The organism is Ruegeria sp. AD9, assembly GCF_056542305.1.
Genome location: NZ_JBQFZP010000007.1, coordinates 84,804 through 101,958, shown reverse-complemented (window position 1 = coordinate 101,958; position 17,155 = coordinate 84,804). Strand labels below are relative to the sequence as shown.

Genomic DNA, 17,155 nt, shown 5'->3' with positions numbered 1-17,155 from the left:
TACCCCTTTTGTTCCTCTGGGACGTTACACCCAACGACCAAGATCTGACAAGTGTTAAACCTTGTCTCGGTACCAGTTCAGAATAAACACGCGAATAGCCGAGGCCAATCCGGTTTCCGGGTCGCGGTCAACATCAATCTGCGCGGCCAGTGCATTGATTGGCTGATCTTTTTCTTTCGCAATGTCGCGAAATGCCCGCCAGAATTCATCTTCAAGCGAGACAGATGTCCGGTGGCCCTTGAGGGTCAATGAACGTTTTATCGGCCGACCGCTCATTCATCCAGCTCGTGATTGTCAAGGTCACGCTTCTGCTTGTCCTGCTGAAGCCTGACAATTGCTTTCTCGGACTTGGTGCGCCCAAAGGCGACGGCATTCTCATCTGCGCGGGCCTTCTTCTCGGCCCGCGCCTTTTCTTTTCGATACCGGTTCAGGTTGACCGGCTTGCCCATTAGTCTTTCGGGCCGATCATCTGTTCGGGGCGTACAACGGCATCAAAGGTTGCCTCGTCCACAAACCCCAGCGCAATGGCTTCTTCCTTGAGGGTTGTGCCGTTCTTATGCGCGGTCTTGGCGACCGTGGTGGCGTTGTCATAGCCGATGGTCGGGGCCAGCGCCGTCACCAGCATCAGCGATTCCTTCATCAGCTTGTCGATGCGCGGCTCATTGGCCTTGATGCCCAGCAACATCCGCTCGGTAAAGCTGTCGGCAGCGTCGCCCAGCAACTGGATGGATTGCAACAGGTTGTAGGACATCATCGGGTTATAGACGTTCAGCTCGAAATGGCCCTGACTGCCTGCAAAATTCATCGCGGCGTTGTTGCCCATCACGTGCGCAGCAACCTGTGTCAGAGCCTCGGCCTGGGTCGGGTTCACCTTGCCGGGCATGATGGACGAGCCGGGCTCGTTCTCGGGCAGGATCAGTTCTCCAAGCCCCGAACGCGGGCCAGAGCCCAGGAAACGGATGTCGTTGGCGATCTTATAGCAGCTGCCCGCGATGGTCGCCAAAGCCCCGGACATAAAGACCATGGCGTCATGGGCAGCCAGCGCTTCGAACTTGTTCGGCGCGGTCACGAAGGGCAGGCCGGTGATCTGCGCCATATGGCCCGCAACCGCTTCGCCCCAACCGTTTTGGGTGTTCAGGCCGGTGCCTACGGCGGTGCCGCCTTGCGCCAGTTCGTAGATGCCGGGCAGCGCTGCGTTAACGCGTGCAATCCCCTGACGAATCTGGTGGGCATAACCGCTGAATTCCTGCCCCAGTGTCAGAGGCGTTGCATCCTGCGTATGAGTCCGGCCGATCTTGATGATGTCCTTGAACTCATCAGCCTTCTGCTCAAGACCAGAGGCCAGTTTTTCAAGCCCAGGCAGAAGGACGTCACGAACACTCATCGCTGTGGCGATGTGCATCGCGGTGGGAAAGGTGTCATTCGACGACTGACCCATGTTGCAGTGATCGTTCGGATGCACGGGGTCTTTTGAACCGATGATACCGCCCAGAATTTCGATGGCGCGGTTCGCGATGACCTCGTTCGAGTTCATGTTCGACTGGGTGCCGGAACCCGTCTGCCAGACGACCAGCGGAAAGTTGTCGTCAAACTTGCCTTCGATCACCTCACCCGCGGCCTGAATGATGGCATCGGCAATCCTGGCATCCAGTTTTCCGGTCGCCTTGTTCTCCATCGCGCAGGCTTGCTTGATCACGCCCAGCGCACGCACAATGGCGATGGGCTGTTTCTCCCAACCGATCGGGAAGTTCATGATCGAACGCTGCGTTTGCGCGCCCCAATACTTGTCGACAGGAACCTCGAGCGGGCCAAAGCTGTCGGATTCGGTGCGGGTCTGAGACATCTGTCACTCCGTCTGGTATGCTGTTGTATGCCGTTTAGCCGCAGCCAAGCCGTGACGCAATCGGCCAGTTGCGCGCACCTTAAACCCAAGGGCGTCAAAGGTATAGGCGCGGGGTGCGTCACTTTTATTGTTATCGTCGGGGAATGTGCCATTGTGCGCGGCCCCCTCTCAGCTACAATAGGTTCGTAGCCGCCTTGGAGGACAAGATGTCGAATTTCCATCGCATTACGCTTGAAAAAGCGATCGTGTTATTTGCTGTCTGTGCTTTGTGGCTGTCCGTTTTGGGCGCATCTGCGCGCGCCGCGGACATTACCCCGTTCCTGGGGGATTATGTGGGCTCGGCAAATGTCGTGGATGCGGACGGAACCTCAACTCCAAGGGATATGAGCGTTTCAATTTTCGAGACCAAAAACGGGTTCAACGTCAGCTGGCAAACCACCACCTACAAGCTAGACGGGCGGGTAAAAGAACAGCAGTTCTCGATTGACTTCGTGCCCTCGGACCGCCCGGATGTGTTCTCGGCCGCGATGAAACGCAATGTGTTCGGTCATGAGGTTCCGCTGGACCCGATGAAAGGTGAACCCTTCGTATGGGGACGTATCGTTGGCGACACACTGACCGTGTTTTCGTTGTTCATCGACGTGGACGGCGGATATGAATTGCAGCAGTTCGACCGAACACTGGCCGAAGACGGGCTGAACCTGTCATTTTCACGCTTCATAGACGGCCAGAAATCCCGATCAGTCGAAACATTTCTGATGAAACGCTGAACCCCGCGCAAGGCGGGGCTCAAAGGCTTATTTGCGGAAGCTGTCCAGCGACACGACATCGGCGTCGTGATGTGCCTCTTCTTCCTCTTCGACCTCGATCAAGTCATCTGCAACATAATCGTCATCATCTTCGTCGTCCGGGCTTTCGAACCGCAGTCCAAATTCCACCGATGGATCGACAAAGGTCTTGATCGCGCCATAAGGAATATAGAGCGGTTCCGGTGCGTCCCCGAAATTGAGAGTAATGGCGAATCCGTTCTCTCCGACTTCGAGGTTTTCAAACCAGTGCTGCATGACGATTGTCATTTCTTCCGGATACCGGTCGCGCAGCCAATCCGCGATGTCCACGCCATCTTCGCGTGTGTCGAAGGTAATGAAAAAGTGATGCGCTCCGGGCAGACCGGATTTCGATACATCCGTCAGCACAGTCTTGATAAGCCCGCGCATGGCGGTGTGCATCAGGTTGCCATAGTCGATGCCTTGCGACATGTGTCATCCTCAAAAGTGGTTAAGCTCAGCATAGGGGTTTTGTTCGGAAACGAAAGGGCAGGTATAATCGGATTGATCAGATATTATGCGCAGCCAGCCCTGCCAGTGACATCAGAACCAGCACCGTACCGATCCCCAATTTTAGTCTAAATATCAATATTCCAGCAATAAAGGTTAACGCAAGCGCCGGGATATCGAGCGAAGACAGCCGGGGCACGGGTATTGCCGCCGGACCCAAATTCATATCTGGCACCGATTCGAAAAGAACATTCAGGGCAAACCACACGGAAAGGTTGAGAATCACTCCGACAACAGCGGCGGTGATGCCGTGAAGGGCGGCAGACAGGCGGGGACGCGTGGCCAAACGGTCAAGATAGGGGGCCGTCAGGAAAATCCACAAAAAGCAGGGCACGAACGTTGCCCATAGTGCGACAGCGCCCGCAGCAAGCGCCAGTGAGAATCCACCGTTGATCTGCCCCGCCAGCATGGCGACAAACTGTGTAACCAGTATCAATGGTCCGGGGGTGGTTTCCGCCAGCCCCAATCCGTCGATCATCTGGTCTGCACTGATCCAGTGGTACTGATCCACAACGGTTTGCGACATATAGGCCAGAACGGCATAGGCACCACCAAAGGTCACAACGGCCAGACGGGCAAAGAACCACCCCAAATCGCTGAGCAATTGGTGCCCGCTGAGTGTCAACGCAACAAGCGGCCCCAGCCAAAGCGGCAACCAGATCGCTATCGTCCGGGCCGAGCGGGCAAGGTGCGGCGTGTCCCGAGCCGTGGCTGCCTCAGCGGGTCCTTGATGACGCAAATACCCCCACAGGGCCGCGATCAGAATGATCAGCGGGAAGGGCAGGTTGAACAGAAAGATCGACAGAAACGACAGGCCCGCGATGACACGATGTTCCATATCCGTCAGCGCCTTACCTGACAGCTTGCGCAGGGCTTGCAGGACGATCACGATGACGGTCGCCTTGATGCCGGTAAATGCGGATTGCACCAATGGAACGTCGCCAAATGCTGAATAAAGCGCGACTAGAAAAGCAATGACAAACGCCCCCGGCAAAACGAACAGGCTGCCCGCAATCAGCCCGCCCACGACACCGCGCAAGCGCCAGCCTGCATAGGTTGCCAATTGCATTGCCTCTGGACCGGGCAGCAACATGCACAAGGAAAGCGCGCGCAGATAGGTCTGTTCATCCAGCCAGGGCCTGCGCTCGACCAGTTCTTGATGCATCAGCGATATCTGGGCGGCGGGGCCGCCAAATGACAACAAGCCGATCCGTCCGAATACCTTGAAAAGGTCCAGTGCCGTAGGTCTCATGCGCCATGACCCGATGGCCAGTCATGCTTTTCATCAAACCCGTCGCATGCCCAGCGGAACAGAGCATCATAAAGGTGCAATCCGGCTTCAAGTTGAGCATGGTCATCGCGATACTGGCGGGACAAACCTACCGAGAACGCCAGCAACCCAGCGGCTTCCGGGGCCAGATCATGATGGTCGGTATCCGCAGCGCGAATGATCCTGGCCATACGCTCAAGCGCCTCGGTTCGCAGGTCAAATGCCCGGATCATCGTGTCAAATGTGCAGCCGCTGTCCTGATGCGTCCAAAATGTACTCGGAACGTCAAAGGGGGTGGCATCAAAATGATCAACGACTCCCTGAACTTCTTCCGACGCGACGAAAAGGAACCGTGCCTTGCGGTCAACAAACCGGCGGATCAGCCAGGGGCAGGCGATGCGGTCAATTTTGGGCCTTTGGCGCGTAACCCACAATGTGCTGCCATTAATGAGCGCCGGCAGAATCGACTGTGGGATCAACGGCGCCTCGCGCTGCTCGGGCCACCCTTCAAACCCACCTTCCAGATGTTCGGCGTTTTTGCCCATCCCGCGCAGCCAGGACGCCACCCCCTGGCTGAGCTTTTTGCCCTTGTGGCAAATAATTACACAAGGGTCGTTGCCAATCAGACGGCTTATTGCGTCGATTTCCGTGTGCGGACAGCGAATTGATCCAGGTATCAGCCGCGGGTCCTCACTGAAATCCGCGTCGGTGCGTATGTCGATCAGAACGGGCACCTGAGGCGTTCCGATTAACCGGCTCAATTGAGTTGGTGTGATGGCGTTAAGGGCAGCCATAGCATGTCTCCTTTAGTCATTCGGATCCATGCGAAGCTTGGGCTGACGCCTCACGGGGTGTTCGCAAGCTGACCCCCTGCATCAGTGCTACCGCGCAAGAACGTAGGGGGTCAAGTTTACGGTTTGAACCGTCAGGCCCAGTCGAGCCTCTGACCGGTCATGCACACCGGAAGGGTGTCGGCAGGAAACTGACCCATCTCTTCAAAAAACGAGATGAAATCGAAATGATTATACGCTTCGACCATCTTATTGTTTTTGAACCGGGCCATGACCTGACCGGTGACCTCCAAAGGGGCACCATTATCGGCCCGGCACGTCTGCACATGCAGGATGGCGGATACCCAATCGCCATTCTCGATGATCTTGGGCAAATCCACCTTGATATCCCCCAGGACATGGCGAAATGCCGTGACGAGATCCCGAAAATCGTCTGCACCCACCTGCATTTCGGGGATCAGCCCCTCGGCCATGGTTTCGGGCGCAAAGAACTGATCGATCGCCTCGGTGTTTCCGTTTTCCCAAACCTCAGAATACCAGGATCTGAGTATCTCTGAATTCGTCATCCCAACGCTCCTGTCCAACTGCGAACACGATGGCAAAAAGGAATGAACAAACTCTGAATCTGCGCAAAGGCGGCGTAAATCTTAGACATATTGGGGGGGAAGTGCAGGTTTCTGTTGCCAGGCACCTGCGAACCCCGCCTTACGCGGCTAGGCGCAAGGACTTAAGTTTCGGTCTTGTTACTGCTTACGCAGCAACTGCAACCGGAGCACGATTGTCGTTTGCAATTGTACTGTTTTCGCCGGTAACGGTGGCAGACAGCCGAGACAAAGCTTACCCCTTTAGACGTTCGTCGATCCTGTTTCGGCCCCGTGATCCTCAAACGAAGGATTTTGGTGGAGCCGCCGGGTACCGCCCCCGGGTCCGATCCGCTTATTACGAGCGCGTTTATGTCCATAGTCCCGAAGGACACCTCATATATAGGTGAGGTCAGCGACGGATGCAAACCCGGATTACACATCTTTGTTGGCTTTAATTACAGAGCGTTACGCGGCCCTATTGAAGTTTGCGGCGATCAACCATATCGCCAGAACCAGTTCGATTCCTCCAAAAGTCGCTGCCTTCAAAAAAGGCGGGTTATCCAGCGCCAGTGACAGGAAGCGGCCCAGTGCGGCACCGGCATAGGCAATGCCCAGCATCGTGTAGGCCATCGGAGCATTCAGCCAGATGACAGCAATGCCCGAGACGACAAACAGCCCTCCGACCGAAGCGCGCAGTTCGCTCAGACCCATGGTGCTGTTGGTGGGTGCCAGATCCAGCGCGTTGGCGGTATGAACTGGCGCCAGAAAGCCGAACAGGCCAAAACCGATTGTCAGCAACGCGGCAATGACATTCAGGGTCGTGATCATCCGGGCCTCATTGAATTGTAATATCAGCACCTAAAGATAGTGTGTTACGGCCCAAAGGAAAGCGATTAAACCGCCGACCACAGCCCCAAAAGACCAACCAAAACAAGGCTGAGAGCCCAGATGAGTTCAAGGTTGAACCAGCTGCGGGACAGGAAACGCAGCCCCAGCCAACGATAAACAGCGAAGGCCAGAAACCCTCCGCCCAGAACCATGGCGGCGGTGTGCAAGGCCGCAACTCCCAGAACCAGCAGACCGTTTGTTGTCATGATTTTGGAGATCGCCTGATGACCGGCATCCAGTTCATCCAACTGGCACAGACCAAGATAGATCGGAACCAGCATAAGGGCGGCCCCGTGGGCAAGCGCCACGAAAAACGACCACAGCGCCAGTTTGCTGGGTGGTATGCGCGACAGAAAACGGGGGTGACGGCGGGTGATCGCAACGTAAAGCCCCATCGCGATGACAATCAACGCAGCCCCGATGCGGATTTCCCGTTGATAATCAACCAGAACGGCCATCAGGGCAAAGGGCAGAAGGACACCCAGCATAGCAACAAAATGCCCGCCGGCCAAAGCTGCCAGCGCGCGCCAGAGGGCGGATTGGCGCTGCTCCATCAGGGCCGAGGAAACCGCCAGCGGCCAGCCCATCCCGGGGTTCAGCCCGTGATACGCGCCGCTCAGAACAACGGCCAGCCAAAGGCCAGCCGTTGATGTCATCAGGATTTCCAATTCAGACCGAAGGGTAACAGAAACTGTCGGTTGAACAATCTCCGCCCTCCAGCCGGATTTGGTGGCTGCGATATCCTTTGGGGAAATCGACCCAGAACTTAGGATCCAAGACCAGCCCGCCATTCTCGCCGACATCCGCCTTGACCATGGCCGCACCGCCTTCTTCGGGATAGAACTGATCGTCCCACGTGGAATAAAGCGAATTGGTCCAATAGACACGTTTACCATCGCGGCTGATCTCGACCATTTGCGGCCCATAGCCAAAGGTCTGACCGTTCGGATGCTTGGTCTTTTTGACGATCCCTCCGATCTCGACCTTCCCGGCAAGGGTCGGGTTCATCGGATCGGACACATCATATTGATGCATCTCACCGGTGCCCCAGCAGGCGACATAAAGGTATTTGTCATCCAGGCTCAGGTCGATATCGGTGACCAGTGGCGGTACAGCGGCAAACCCCTTGAGAAGATCAGGAAGATCATCAGGATCAGCGGGTTGCGGGTCGATGGTGATCGTTTTCTTGGCTTCGAACGTGCCGTCGTCGTTGCGCCACCAGGTAAATATTGCGCCTTGCAGGTTGGTGGTATCTACGACAACGCCGCAGAACCCGTATTGTTTGACCGGGTCATGCGCGGGCCGGATTTCCAGCGCCATCTGGTGGTTTTCGCCCAGATCGATGGTCTGAATATTGGTCCGGTTGCGCAGGTTCCAGAAATGGATTCGATGACCGTATTTGTTCGAAAGCAGATCCTCGGCCACCAGCCCGTTTTCAAATTGCGGGGGAAGGCCCCATTCGGAACTGACCATGTAATCGCGCGGCAGATTCCACCAGAAATCATAATGCTTGTCCTGCACGCCGCGCTCGATCTCATAGCGCCCGATGATCTCGAAGCTTTCACAATCCATGATGAAAATACCCGGAGGGCCATCCGTGCCGTCCTCGCCGCCGCCGCCCAGCGTGCTGACATAGATGCCTTCCGGCCCGCAATGGATCGTGTGCGGTCGTGAATACCCGGTTTTATCAAAGACTTCCTCGGGTTCGATGATCTTGTGAATCTTCGCCTCAAGCGGGTTCTTTACATCGATGATGTATATCCGGCTGGAACGGATACCGGGGATGATCAGATAGCGACGTTCCAGAAACGCATGACCGCTGAGCGGTGACAGCGATGAGGAACAGGCATTCCAACCGAAATGGTGAAACTCGTCGCCTTCTTCGGGCATGATCACCTGATGCACGATCTTCCCGAAATCGGCCGAGGATGGATCGACATTCACAACTGCCAGCCCGTCAGGTTGCGAAAAGTCGGGGCTGAGCATCAGCGTGAAAGCAAGCGTTTCAGCAGGGCCTTCCATTGCCAGCTTGGCTGACGGATAAAAGGTTGGGTCCGGTCTTTTGTTCATAACGTCCTCCCGTAAATCATTGTCATTCAATTCTTATTGAGAGTTCCGGTCTTGACGCCGGATGACATTCTGCCTGCTCGTACCTTTGCCTTTGAAAGTTTGTTTCCGTTTAAGCCCTCAGGCCGGTTTCCGTTTGCGTTCGGCCACATTGTGGGCCAGTTGCTGTGTGTAGTATTCCAGATCGACCAGCGCGGCGTCGACGGTATCTGCGTCTCTGGCCTCAAGCGCGTCTGCAATTCTGGTGTGCAATGCGATGATTTCTTCGCGCGAACGTGCCGTGAAGGTAATCATGTTCATCAAAGGCTGCATCGCCTCGACCGCGCCAGCCAGTTGATAGGACAGGACCGGGTTGTCGGCCCCGTCCACCAGGGCCCTGTGGAACGTGACGTCTGAGGCACAAAACGCCTCATCCGTCAGGCCGGGCTGGGACTGGCGAAATATTTCCGCTCGCATCGTGGCAAGCTGATCCGCCGTTCGTCTTTGGGCAGACAGGGGGGCACAGGCGCGCTCCAGCGCATAGCGGGCCTCGCAGGCGGTATCAAAGCTGACCGCGTTCATCGACAGCAGCAGGGTCGAGGTTGTGATCTGCTGCGAATAGGCATCTTCGAAACTCAGGCGGTTCACGAACGCACCTCCGGTAGCGCCACGCTGCGTACGGATCAGGGACTGCGCCGCAAGTCGTTTCAAAGCCTCACGCACCGTTGGGCGCGAGACCTGAAATTGCTCGGAAAGTTCCGCTTCCGAGGGCAGGCGCGCATCAACGATCAACTCGCCTGAAACAATCGCGTCCCGGATGGCTTGCGCAATCTGGGCAGACAGGTCGGCGGTTTTCCGAGGCGCGGTTTTCATGTTCAGAAGACCCTGAGTAAATTTTTATTTGTCTGACATTTAAAAGTCTGACATTTGAAAAGCAAGAGAGTTGAGTCGGGAGGCCGAAGTGAGTCGTACTTGGCTGCGCAGCGGAATGTGGCTGGGCTTTTATGTCCTGATCCTGTGGGCGTGGTGGGTCATGTTCGCGATGGGCCGCGACATGGACCTTGACCTGATTGGTCGTCCGGGGCCCATGGGGCAGGCCATGGCTGCGATGGACCCGCGCATGGATATGTACATGCCGATGGCCGAGTTTGGCACGCTGTTCTGGATGTGGGCGATCATGATGGCGGCCATGATGCTGCCGACACTTGTGCCAACCTTGCGAAACTATGACGACCTGATCCGCAGTGCCAATGGCACCCGTGCCGGTTGGCTGGGTGTACTTGCAGGGTATTCATTGGTCTGGGTCGGCTTTGCGGCTGTGATCGCGGGAACGCAGCGGGCTCTGCTGTTTGGTGGCGTGATTGATATGCTGGGCATTGCCAGGTCCGGCTGGGTTGCGGGCGGGTTGATGATCGCGGTTGGCGCGTTTCAGTTCTCGCGCGCCAAAGAGGTCTGCCATGGCGTGTGCCACGCCCCTATGGCCTATTTCCTGGGCCATTGGAGAACCGGATTTGCGGGCGGTGTTCGCATGGGTCTGGGCCTTGGTGCCTTCTGCGTCGGATGCTGCTGGGGTTTCATGGCGCTGGGTTTTGTGGGCGGTGTCATGAGCCTTTTGTGGATGGGTCTTGCGACCCTATTCATGGTTTTGGAGAAACTTCCCCAGATCGGTCATGCTGTAACCCGACCGGTGGGATTTGTATTGATTGCGGGCGGTCTTGTCCTGCTCGTCTACCCTATTAGCTACGGAGGATAAGCCAATGGCTAAGAACAGAAAACCAGATGCCGACCGGTTGCCCGTCAGCCAACGCATCGACAGCCGGCTGCCCAATCCCAAGCGGCGCGAGATGAGCCCGACTGACTGGGCCATCAAGGGTGAGTTGATCCTGAACTGCTCGTGTGATGTGTTCTGTCCCTGCGTCGTTTCACTGGGCGCGCACCCTCCGACCGAAGGGCATTGTCATGCCTGGATGGGTATTGTCGTTGATGAGGGCCATTACGAGGGCGAGGACCTGTCAGGTCTGAATGTCGGCCTGCTGGTCGATATTCCCGGCCGGATGGGCGAAGGCCAGTGGAAAGTGGCGGCTTACGTAGATGAGCGCGCCAGCGGCAAAGCTTATAACGGGCTGCTGCAAATCTTCAGCGGGCAGGCGGGCGGTACCACCGGTCTGTTCACCATGCTCGTCAGCGAAATCATCGGGGCCGAACGGGCGCCGGTTCAGATCGAGCGTGACGGCACCAAGCGCCGCATCATGATCGGCCGCAAGATTCAGGGTGAGATCGAGATGCTGGCGGGCAAAGACCCCGAACATCCCGTGATGGTTTCAAACTCAAAATACTGGATGGGTCCTGACATCATCGTGGCCCGCGGCACCAAGTCGAAAGTGCGCGACTACGGGCGCGTTTGGGATTTTGGCGGCAAGTCCGCTGAAATCTGTCCGATTGATTGGCACGGGCCCAAGTGATGATCTCAGGCGCACTTGCGCAAGAGATGGCGCGGTAAAATCACTGGCAAAACTCGCAGTTGGCCGGGTTTCTGCAATAGTTGTCGCATCAGAAACTGACTGTTGCTTGGGCCAATCAAAAGGTGCTTAGTCGTAAAAGAGGTCGACATCACAATGTCTTACGAAAACTGTGTCATCCATTTCTTCAACCATCAGACCCACCACCGGGATCAATTGCACAAAATGCTGACCGAAGTTGGTTCGCAAACGCCCGTCAGCGACATCGTCTTTATGCCCAAGGAGGTTTGAATGCCGCAGATTTCCGCCTCTCGCCGCTTGCGGCGCACACCGTTTTCAGAAGGGGTCGAGGCCGCAGGGGTCAAGGGATACACGGTTTACAACCGCATGCTGTTACCCACGGTCTTCGACAGCATCGAAGCCGATTACCGGCATCTGAAATCCCATGTGCAGGTCTGGGATGTCGCATGCGAGCGGCAGATCGAGCTGCGCGGACCGGACGCCGCGCGCCTGATGCAGATGCTGACCCCGCGCGATTTACGGGGGATGTTGCCGGGGCAATGTTTCTATGTCCCCATCGTGGACGAAACCGGAGGCATGCTGAATGACCCGGTTGCGGTAAAACTGTCCGAAGACCGCTGGTGGATTTCAATTGCTGACAGCGACCTGTTGTTGTGGGTCAAGGGAATCGCCGTTGGATATCGTCTGGATGTGTTGGTGGACGAACCGGATGTGTCACCTCTTGCTGTTCAGGGTCCCAAAGCCGACGACCTGATGGCGCGTGTCTTTGGCGACCGGGTGCGCGACATCCGGTTCTTCAAATTCGATATGTTCCAGTTTGAAGGTCGCGATCTGGCTGTGGCGCGATCGGGCTATTCCAAACAAGGCGGGTTCGAGATTTATGTGGAAGGCAGCGATATCGGCATGCCCCTGTGGAACGCCCTGTTTGCAGCAGGGGAAGATTTGCAGGTGCGCGCCGGATGCCCGAACGTGATCGAACGGATTGAAGGTGGTCTGCTGTCTTATGGCAATGACATGACCGACGACAACACCCCGCATGAGTGCGGTTTGGGCAAGTTCTGCAACACACATACCGCGATTGGCTGTATCGGTCGGGACGCGTTGCTGCGTGTGGCCAAGGAAGGGCCTGTTCAGCAAATCCGCCCCGTCGCCATTGCCGGCGATCCTGTACCGGGCTGCGACCGCCCATGGGGCCTTTACGCGGACGGCAAGCGTGTGGGGCAGGTGACCTCGGCCGCGTGGTCACCCGATTTCAACACCAACGTCGCCATTGGCATGGTACGCCTGAGCCATTGGGATGCGGGAACGGAGCTGGACGTGAAAACACCAGATGGAATGCGCCGCGCGACCGTGCAGCCGCATTTCTGGATTTAAAGGGGGGTTTTGGGGGCGCTGCCCCCGTCGCTGCGCGACTCCCCCGGGATATTTGAGGCCAAGTGAAGCAGCGGGCCGGTTACAGAAACACGAAAGGAATTGAGAGATGTTCAATGCACTTGTGATGGACAAGAACGAAGAAAGCGGTTTGGCGAGCGCGTCGGTCAGACAGCTTTCGCTGGATGATCTGCCGCATGGCGACGTCACGGTCGCGGTTGAATATTCCACAGTGAACTACAAGGATGGTCTGTGCCTGTCCCCCAAAGGGGGCGGTTTGGTGCGTGCTTATCCGCATGTCCCCGGAATTGATTATGCCGGTACTGTCGAGGCATCGACCGATGCGCGTTACAAGCCGGGTGACAAGGTTGTTCTGACCGGGTGGCGGGTAGGCGAGGCGCATTGGGGTGGTTATTCGCAGAAAGCCAGTGCCAAGGCGGACTGGCTGGTTCCTCTGCCGGATGGGCTTGATACCCGGCAGGCGATGGCTGTTGGTACCGCCGGGTTTACCGCGATGCTGGCCGTGATGGCGCTTGAGGATCACGGGCTGACCCCCGATCGCGGCCCGGTTCTGGTAACCGGGGCGGCCGGTGGTGTCGGGTCGGTGGCCACTGCCATTCTGGGTCATCTCGGCTATCAGGTGGCTGCCGTGACCGGGCGACCCGAAACCGGTGATTATCTGAAATCGCTGGGTGCAACGACAATAGTGCCCCGTGATGAGCTGAATGAGACTACCAAGCGCCCGTTGGAAAGTGAAACCTGGGCAGGCTGCGTGGATGCCGTGGGCGGTGCGATGCTGGCGCGTGTGCTTGGGCAAATGAAATACGGCTGCTCGGTCGCGGCCGTGGGTCTGGCGGGCGGTGCGGCGTTGCCTGCAACAGTGATTCCCTTCCTGCTGCGCGGTGTGAATCTTTTGGGCATCGACAGTGTCATGCAGCCCTATGAAAACCGGGTTCGTGCCTGGCAAAGGATCGCCACCGACCTGCCGATGGACAAGCTCGAGTCGATGGTGCAACCGGCGGCCTTGTCTGATCTTCCGCAACTGGGTGCCGATATTCTGAAAGGGCAGGTCAAAGGGCGCGTTGTTGTCGATGTGAATGCCTGAGCGCAGATGACAGCCTAAACCCGATACGATGCCGTGTCGGGTTTTGCGAAGGTGCGTTTGGTACAAAATGATCGCAACACCTCTGGCCATTGGTACAAAACCGCCTCATGATTGCTATACATCCCAAATGTGATGGCGTAAGACCCATCCAAAGAGTACCTGAATACGGGGAGTGAGCAGCATGTCTGACGACTTCGAACTGGACACCGATGACCTGAAACGCCGCATGGATGGCGCAATGGCCAATCTGAGAACCGAATTTGCCTCGCTGAGAACCGGGCGCGCCTCGGCTTCGATGCTTGAGCCCATTATGGTAGACGCTTACGGCTCGACGACACCGATCAACCAGGTGGGCACCGTCAACGTCCCAGAGCCGCGCATGGTCACTATAAATGTGTGGGATAAGTCATTGGTAGGAAAGGTTGAAAAGGCCATTCGCGAAAGCGGATTGGGCATCAACCCGCAGCTGAACGGCACAATCATAATGCTGCCGATTCCCGAGTTGAACGAAGAGCGTCGGCGTGAACTGGGCAAGGTCGCTGGCCAATATGCGGAAAGCGCCCGGATCGCGATCCGCAATGTGCGCCGGGACGGCATGGATCAGATCAAGAAGGCAAAAGCGGACGGTATGTCTGAAGACGACCAGAAGCTGTGGGAAAGCGAAGTGCAGGATCTCACGGATGCGATGATCAAGGCTGTAGATGCGGCGCTTGAAACCAAGCAAACTGAAATCATGCAGGTCTGATCTGGTCTGATGCCGAAAGATCCCCAAACCGATCCGGTCTGCGGCCCGCGCCATGTCGCTATCATCATGGATGGCAATGGCCGCTGGGCACAGGCGCGTGGTCGCCCCAGGCTGTTTGGGCACCATGCCGGTGCGCGCCGTGTTCGCGAGGTTGTTGAGGCCTGCCCACATCTGGGGATCAAGTATCTGACTGTGTTTGCATTCTCGACTGAGAACTGGAAGCGAACGCAGGTTGAGGTGGCCGGGTTGATGAGCCTGTTTCGGCGCTACATCATCAAGGAGACACGGACCCTGGCGGATAATGGCATCCGGGTTCGGTTCATAGGTGATCGGGTAAGGTTGGATTCAAAACTGATCGAATTGATGGATTCACTGGAAGAAGAAACCAAGGACAACGACCTTGTTCATCTGACGGTCGCCCTGAATTATGGCGGTCGGGACGAGGTAGCGCGCGCCACCAAACGTCTCGCGCGGGATGTGGCCGACGGGCGGCTTAAACCCGAGGATGTGGATGAAGAAACGTTGCCTAAGTATCTGGATACACGCGTTCTTCCGGATCCCGACCTTGTCATTCGAACCAGTGGCGAAGCACGGATTTCAAATTTTCTGCTGTGGCAGTCCGCCTATTCCGAGTATGAATTTATAGATACGTTGTGGCCGGATTTCACCGCAGCAGAACTCGAAAGGCTATGTCGCAACTATGGGGCCAGAGAGCGCCGGTACGGGGCGGTTCTGGCATGAGTGATGGCCGGTGGTCTGATCTGACGAGCCGGGTCCTTTCTGCCGCCGTTCTGGTTGCGATAGGGGCGATCGAAGTCTGGCTTGGCGGTCTCTGGTTCGAGGTCTTCATTGCAGCTGCTTGTGGCCTGATGACCTGGGAACTGGTCCGGATGATTGACCCTGAAAGCCAGGGTGTGGCCGTGCAGTTGGGCGTTCTGACTGCGTTTGCCGTTATCCTCAGCTACCACCTGCCGGCGCTATATACGCTCCCTGTCGTGCTTGCGCCAGCTTTGGTGGGTATGGGACAGATCGGTCGTTCGAAAACCTTATACGGCTTGTTCGCGGTCTGGATTGTTGCGGCTGGTCTGGGATTCATTTCCATTCGCGAAAACTCGGGATTTGGCTGGATGGTCTGGCTGATAGCGGTGGTGGTGGCCACGGATGTGGCGGGCTATTTTGTGGGCAAAATGGTCGGAGGGCCCAAGTTCTGGCCAAAGGTCAGCCCCAAGAAAACATGGTCTGGAACGGCAGGCGGATGGGCTGCCGCGGCCTGTGTCGGTATCGCCTTCGCAAGCCACGCGGGTTTCGGATTTGCCTTTGTTGTTGTTTCCGTTTTCGCATCAATGGCCAGCCAGGCGGGTGACATAATCGAAAGCGCGATCAAACGTAAGTTCGGGGTCAAGGACAGTTCGAACCTGATCCCCGGCCATGGCGGCTTTCTGGATCGGTTCGACGGCATGATGGGGGCTGCGGTGTTTGTTCTGATCGCAGGGCTTCTGTACACGCCGGGTGAGATGTAATGCGACGGATTTCCGTTCTTGGCGCCACGGGTTCGATCGGGCAAAACACGCTTGATCTGATTTCGCGTAATCCCGAAGGCTATGATGTGGTGGCGCTTACCGGCGGTGCGAATATTCAACAACTTGCCGATGACGCTCGTCGGTTGCGCGCCGATCTGGCTGTCACGGCACACGAAGACAGGTTGGAGGACCTGCGCGTCGCCTTGGCAGGCAGTGGGGTCGAAGTGGCGGCCGGGCCGCACGCAATTGCCGAGGCTGCCGCGCGTCCGGCGGATTGGGTCATGTCAGCAATCGTCGGGGCAGCGGGCCTTGCGCCTGGGATCGAAGCCCTGAAACAAGGGACGACACTGGCCTTGGCCAACAAGGAAACACTGGTCTGCGCCGGATCACTGGTTCTGGAAACTGCAAAAAACCATGACGCGCGTTTGCTTCCGGTCGACAGTGAGCATTCTGCCGTGTTTCAGGCGCTGGTTGGCGAAGATATCAAAACGGTCGAACGCGTGATTATCACCGCAAGTGGCGGAGCGTTCCGCGACTGGCCGCTGAAGGATCTGGCAAACGCCACCGTCGAACAAGCGTCCAGCCATCCGAATTGGGATATGGGACAGCGGATCACAATCGACAGTGCCTCGATGTTCAACAAGGCGTTGGAAGTAATAGAAACAAAAGAATATTTCGGAGTATCTCCGGATCAAATCGAAGTTTTGGTTCATCCTGAATCCATTGTCCATGCAATGGTCGGGTTTCGAGATGGCGCAATGATGGCACATATGGGCGCCCCCGATATGCGCCATGCCATAGGGTATGCGTTGCACTGGCCGGAAAGGCAGAAGCTGCCGGTTCAGCGGCTGGACCTGGCAAAGCTGGCTCAGCTGCGCTTTAACGAACCGGATCTCACACGCTATCCAGCCCTAAAACTTGCTTGGGACGTTATGGAGCGCGGTGGGCTGGCCGGCGCGGTATTCAATGCCGCCAAGGAACGCGCGCTGGATCACTTCATTGCGCGCCGGATCGGCTTTCTTGATATGGCGGACACCGTTTCTGCCGTATTGGACAGGTTTGACGCAACGGGTGGCCTTATTGATGCCCCGATGACACTTGATAACGTACAGCAAACCGACCATCTGGCACGTCAGTGGGTCGATAACACTGTGATGGAACGAGCAGGATAGAAT

Annotated in this window: 21 protein-coding genes and 1 other RNA gene; 10 read left to right on the top strand and 12 right to left on the bottom strand. The window is 56.9% G+C overall.

Annotated features, from left to right (window positions below; genetic code table 11):
- Window positions 1-54 precede the first annotated feature (54 nt).
- Genes ACR0AM_RS12420 through fumC form a run of 3 tightly spaced genes read right to left on the bottom strand, consistent with a single transcriptional unit; the run spans window position 55 to window position 1,843 of the window.
- On the bottom strand, window positions 55-276 hold the full coding sequence (locus ACR0AM_RS12420; protein ID WP_267364385.1) for a ribbon-helix-helix domain-containing protein: 222 nt from the start codon (window positions 274-276) through the stop codon (window positions 55-57).
- The gene (locus ACR0AM_RS12415; protein WP_480516943.1) at window positions 273-449 is read right to left on the bottom strand and encodes a DUF4169 family protein; all 177 of its coding nucleotides are present in this window, start codon (window positions 447-449) and stop codon (window positions 273-275) included. The genes ACR0AM_RS12420 and ACR0AM_RS12415 overlap by 4 nt, the downstream gene beginning before the upstream one ends.
- Window positions 449-1,843: a class II fumarate hydratase gene (fumC, locus tag ACR0AM_RS12410; RefSeq protein WP_480623067.1), complete on the bottom strand. Its 1,395-nt coding sequence runs from the start codon at window positions 1,841-1,843 to the stop codon at window positions 449-451. The genes ACR0AM_RS12415 and fumC overlap by 1 nt, the downstream gene beginning before the upstream one ends.
- 206 nt (window positions 1,844-2,049) lie before the next feature.
- Here fumC and ACR0AM_RS12405 point away from each other — a divergent pair, with 206 nt between their 5' ends.
- Window positions 2,050-2,613, top strand: a complete 564-nt coding sequence (locus ACR0AM_RS12405; RefSeq protein ID WP_480472633.1) for a hypothetical protein — start codon at window positions 2,050-2,052, stop codon at window positions 2,611-2,613.
- Between the two features lie 27 nt (window positions 2,614-2,640).
- On the opposite strand, the gene ACR0AM_RS12400 is transcribed toward ACR0AM_RS12405, so the two are convergent.
- From ACR0AM_RS12400 to ACR0AM_RS12360, 9 genes are all read right to left on the bottom strand, one after another.
- Window positions 2,641-3,102, bottom strand: a complete 462-nt coding sequence (locus tag ACR0AM_RS12400; RefSeq protein ID WP_480472635.1) for an SspB family protein — start codon at window positions 3,100-3,102, stop codon at window positions 2,641-2,643.
- A 76-nt stretch (window positions 3,103-3,178) separates the two neighbouring features.
- The gene (gene chrA, locus ACR0AM_RS12395; RefSeq protein ID WP_480623066.1) at window positions 3,179-4,432 is read right to left on the bottom strand and encodes a chromate efflux transporter; all 1,254 of its coding nucleotides are present in this window, start codon (window positions 4,430-4,432) and stop codon (window positions 3,179-3,181) included.
- On the bottom strand, window positions 4,429-5,244 hold the full coding sequence (locus ACR0AM_RS12390) for a chromate resistance protein ChrB domain-containing protein (protein WP_480623065.1): 816 nt from the start codon (window positions 5,242-5,244) through the stop codon (window positions 4,429-4,431). Before ACR0AM_RS12390 ends, chrA begins: the two co-directional genes overlap by 4 nt.
- A 131-nt stretch (window positions 5,245-5,375) precedes the next feature.
- Entirely contained in the window at window positions 5,376-5,807 is a 432-nt protein-coding gene (locus tag ACR0AM_RS12385) for an ester cyclase (RefSeq protein ID WP_209503996.1), read from the bottom strand.
- Window positions 5,808-5,907: 100 nt separating this feature from the next.
- Window positions 5,908-6,254: a transfer-messenger RNA gene (ssrA, locus tag ACR0AM_RS12380) on the bottom strand.
- A gap of 36 nt (window positions 6,255-6,290) precedes the next feature.
- Window positions 6,291-6,653, bottom strand: coding sequence for a DUF4345 family protein (locus tag ACR0AM_RS12375; protein WP_480558454.1), 363 nt, complete (start codon window positions 6,651-6,653; stop codon window positions 6,291-6,293).
- Window positions 6,654-6,718: 65 nt separating this feature from the next.
- The gene (locus tag ACR0AM_RS12370; protein ID WP_480623064.1) at window positions 6,719-7,369 is read right to left on the bottom strand and encodes a hypothetical protein; all 651 of its coding nucleotides are present in this window, start codon (window positions 7,367-7,369) and stop codon (window positions 6,719-6,721) included.
- A 13-nt stretch (window positions 7,370-7,382) separates the two neighbouring features.
- A complete protein-coding gene (locus ACR0AM_RS12365; RefSeq protein ID WP_480623063.1) occupies window positions 7,383-8,783 on the bottom strand; it encodes a selenium-binding protein SBP56-related protein in 1,401 nt (466 codons plus the stop codon).
- Between the two features lie 117 nt (window positions 8,784-8,900).
- Entirely contained in the window at window positions 8,901-9,632 is a 732-nt protein-coding gene (locus ACR0AM_RS12360; RefSeq protein ID WP_480623062.1) for a FadR/GntR family transcriptional regulator, read from the bottom strand.
- 115 nt (window positions 9,633-9,747) lie between these two features.
- On the opposite strand from ACR0AM_RS12360, the gene ACR0AM_RS12355 reads away from it, so the two are divergent.
- From ACR0AM_RS12355 to dxr, 9 genes are all read left to right on the top strand, one after another.
- Window positions 9,748-10,512, top strand: coding sequence for a DUF2182 domain-containing protein (locus ACR0AM_RS12355; RefSeq protein WP_480623120.1), 765 nt, complete (start codon window positions 9,748-9,750; stop codon window positions 10,510-10,512).
- A gap of 4 nt (window positions 10,513-10,516) precedes the next feature.
- On the top strand, window positions 10,517-11,221 hold the full coding sequence (locus tag ACR0AM_RS12350) for a DUF1326 domain-containing protein (protein WP_480623061.1): 705 nt from the start codon (window positions 10,517-10,519) through the stop codon (window positions 11,219-11,221).
- A gap of 153 nt (window positions 11,222-11,374) precedes the next feature.
- Window positions 11,375-11,509, top strand: coding sequence for a DinB family protein (locus ACR0AM_RS12345; protein WP_480623060.1), 135 nt, complete (start codon window positions 11,375-11,377; stop codon window positions 11,507-11,509).
- Window positions 11,510-12,613, top strand: a complete 1,104-nt coding sequence (locus tag ACR0AM_RS12340; protein ID WP_480623059.1) for a dimethylsulfoniopropionate demethylase — start codon at window positions 11,510-11,512, stop codon at window positions 12,611-12,613.
- 106 nt (window positions 12,614-12,719) lie between these two features.
- On the top strand, window positions 12,720-13,715 hold the full coding sequence (acuI, locus tag ACR0AM_RS12335; protein ID WP_480623058.1) for an acryloyl-CoA reductase: 996 nt from the start codon (window positions 12,720-12,722) through the stop codon (window positions 13,713-13,715).
- Window positions 13,716-13,896: 181 nt separating this feature from the next.
- Window positions 13,897-14,460, top strand: coding sequence for a ribosome recycling factor (gene frr, locus ACR0AM_RS12330; protein ID WP_480472657.1), 564 nt, complete (start codon window positions 13,897-13,899; stop codon window positions 14,458-14,460).
- 9 nt (window positions 14,461-14,469) lie between these two features.
- Window positions 14,470-15,201, top strand: coding sequence for an isoprenyl transferase (locus ACR0AM_RS12325; RefSeq protein ID WP_480472659.1), 732 nt, complete (start codon window positions 14,470-14,472; stop codon window positions 15,199-15,201).
- A complete protein-coding gene (locus ACR0AM_RS12320) occupies window positions 15,198-15,980 on the top strand; it encodes a phosphatidate cytidylyltransferase (protein ID WP_480545597.1) in 783 nt (260 codons plus the stop codon). The genes ACR0AM_RS12325 and ACR0AM_RS12320 overlap by 4 nt, the downstream gene beginning before the upstream one ends.
- Window positions 15,980-17,152, top strand: coding sequence for a 1-deoxy-D-xylulose-5-phosphate reductoisomerase (gene dxr, locus ACR0AM_RS12315; RefSeq protein WP_480603673.1), 1,173 nt, complete (start codon window positions 15,980-15,982; stop codon window positions 17,150-17,152). Before ACR0AM_RS12320 ends, dxr begins: the two co-directional genes overlap by 1 nt.
- The last annotated feature ends 3 nt before the right edge of the window (window positions 17,153-17,155 follow it).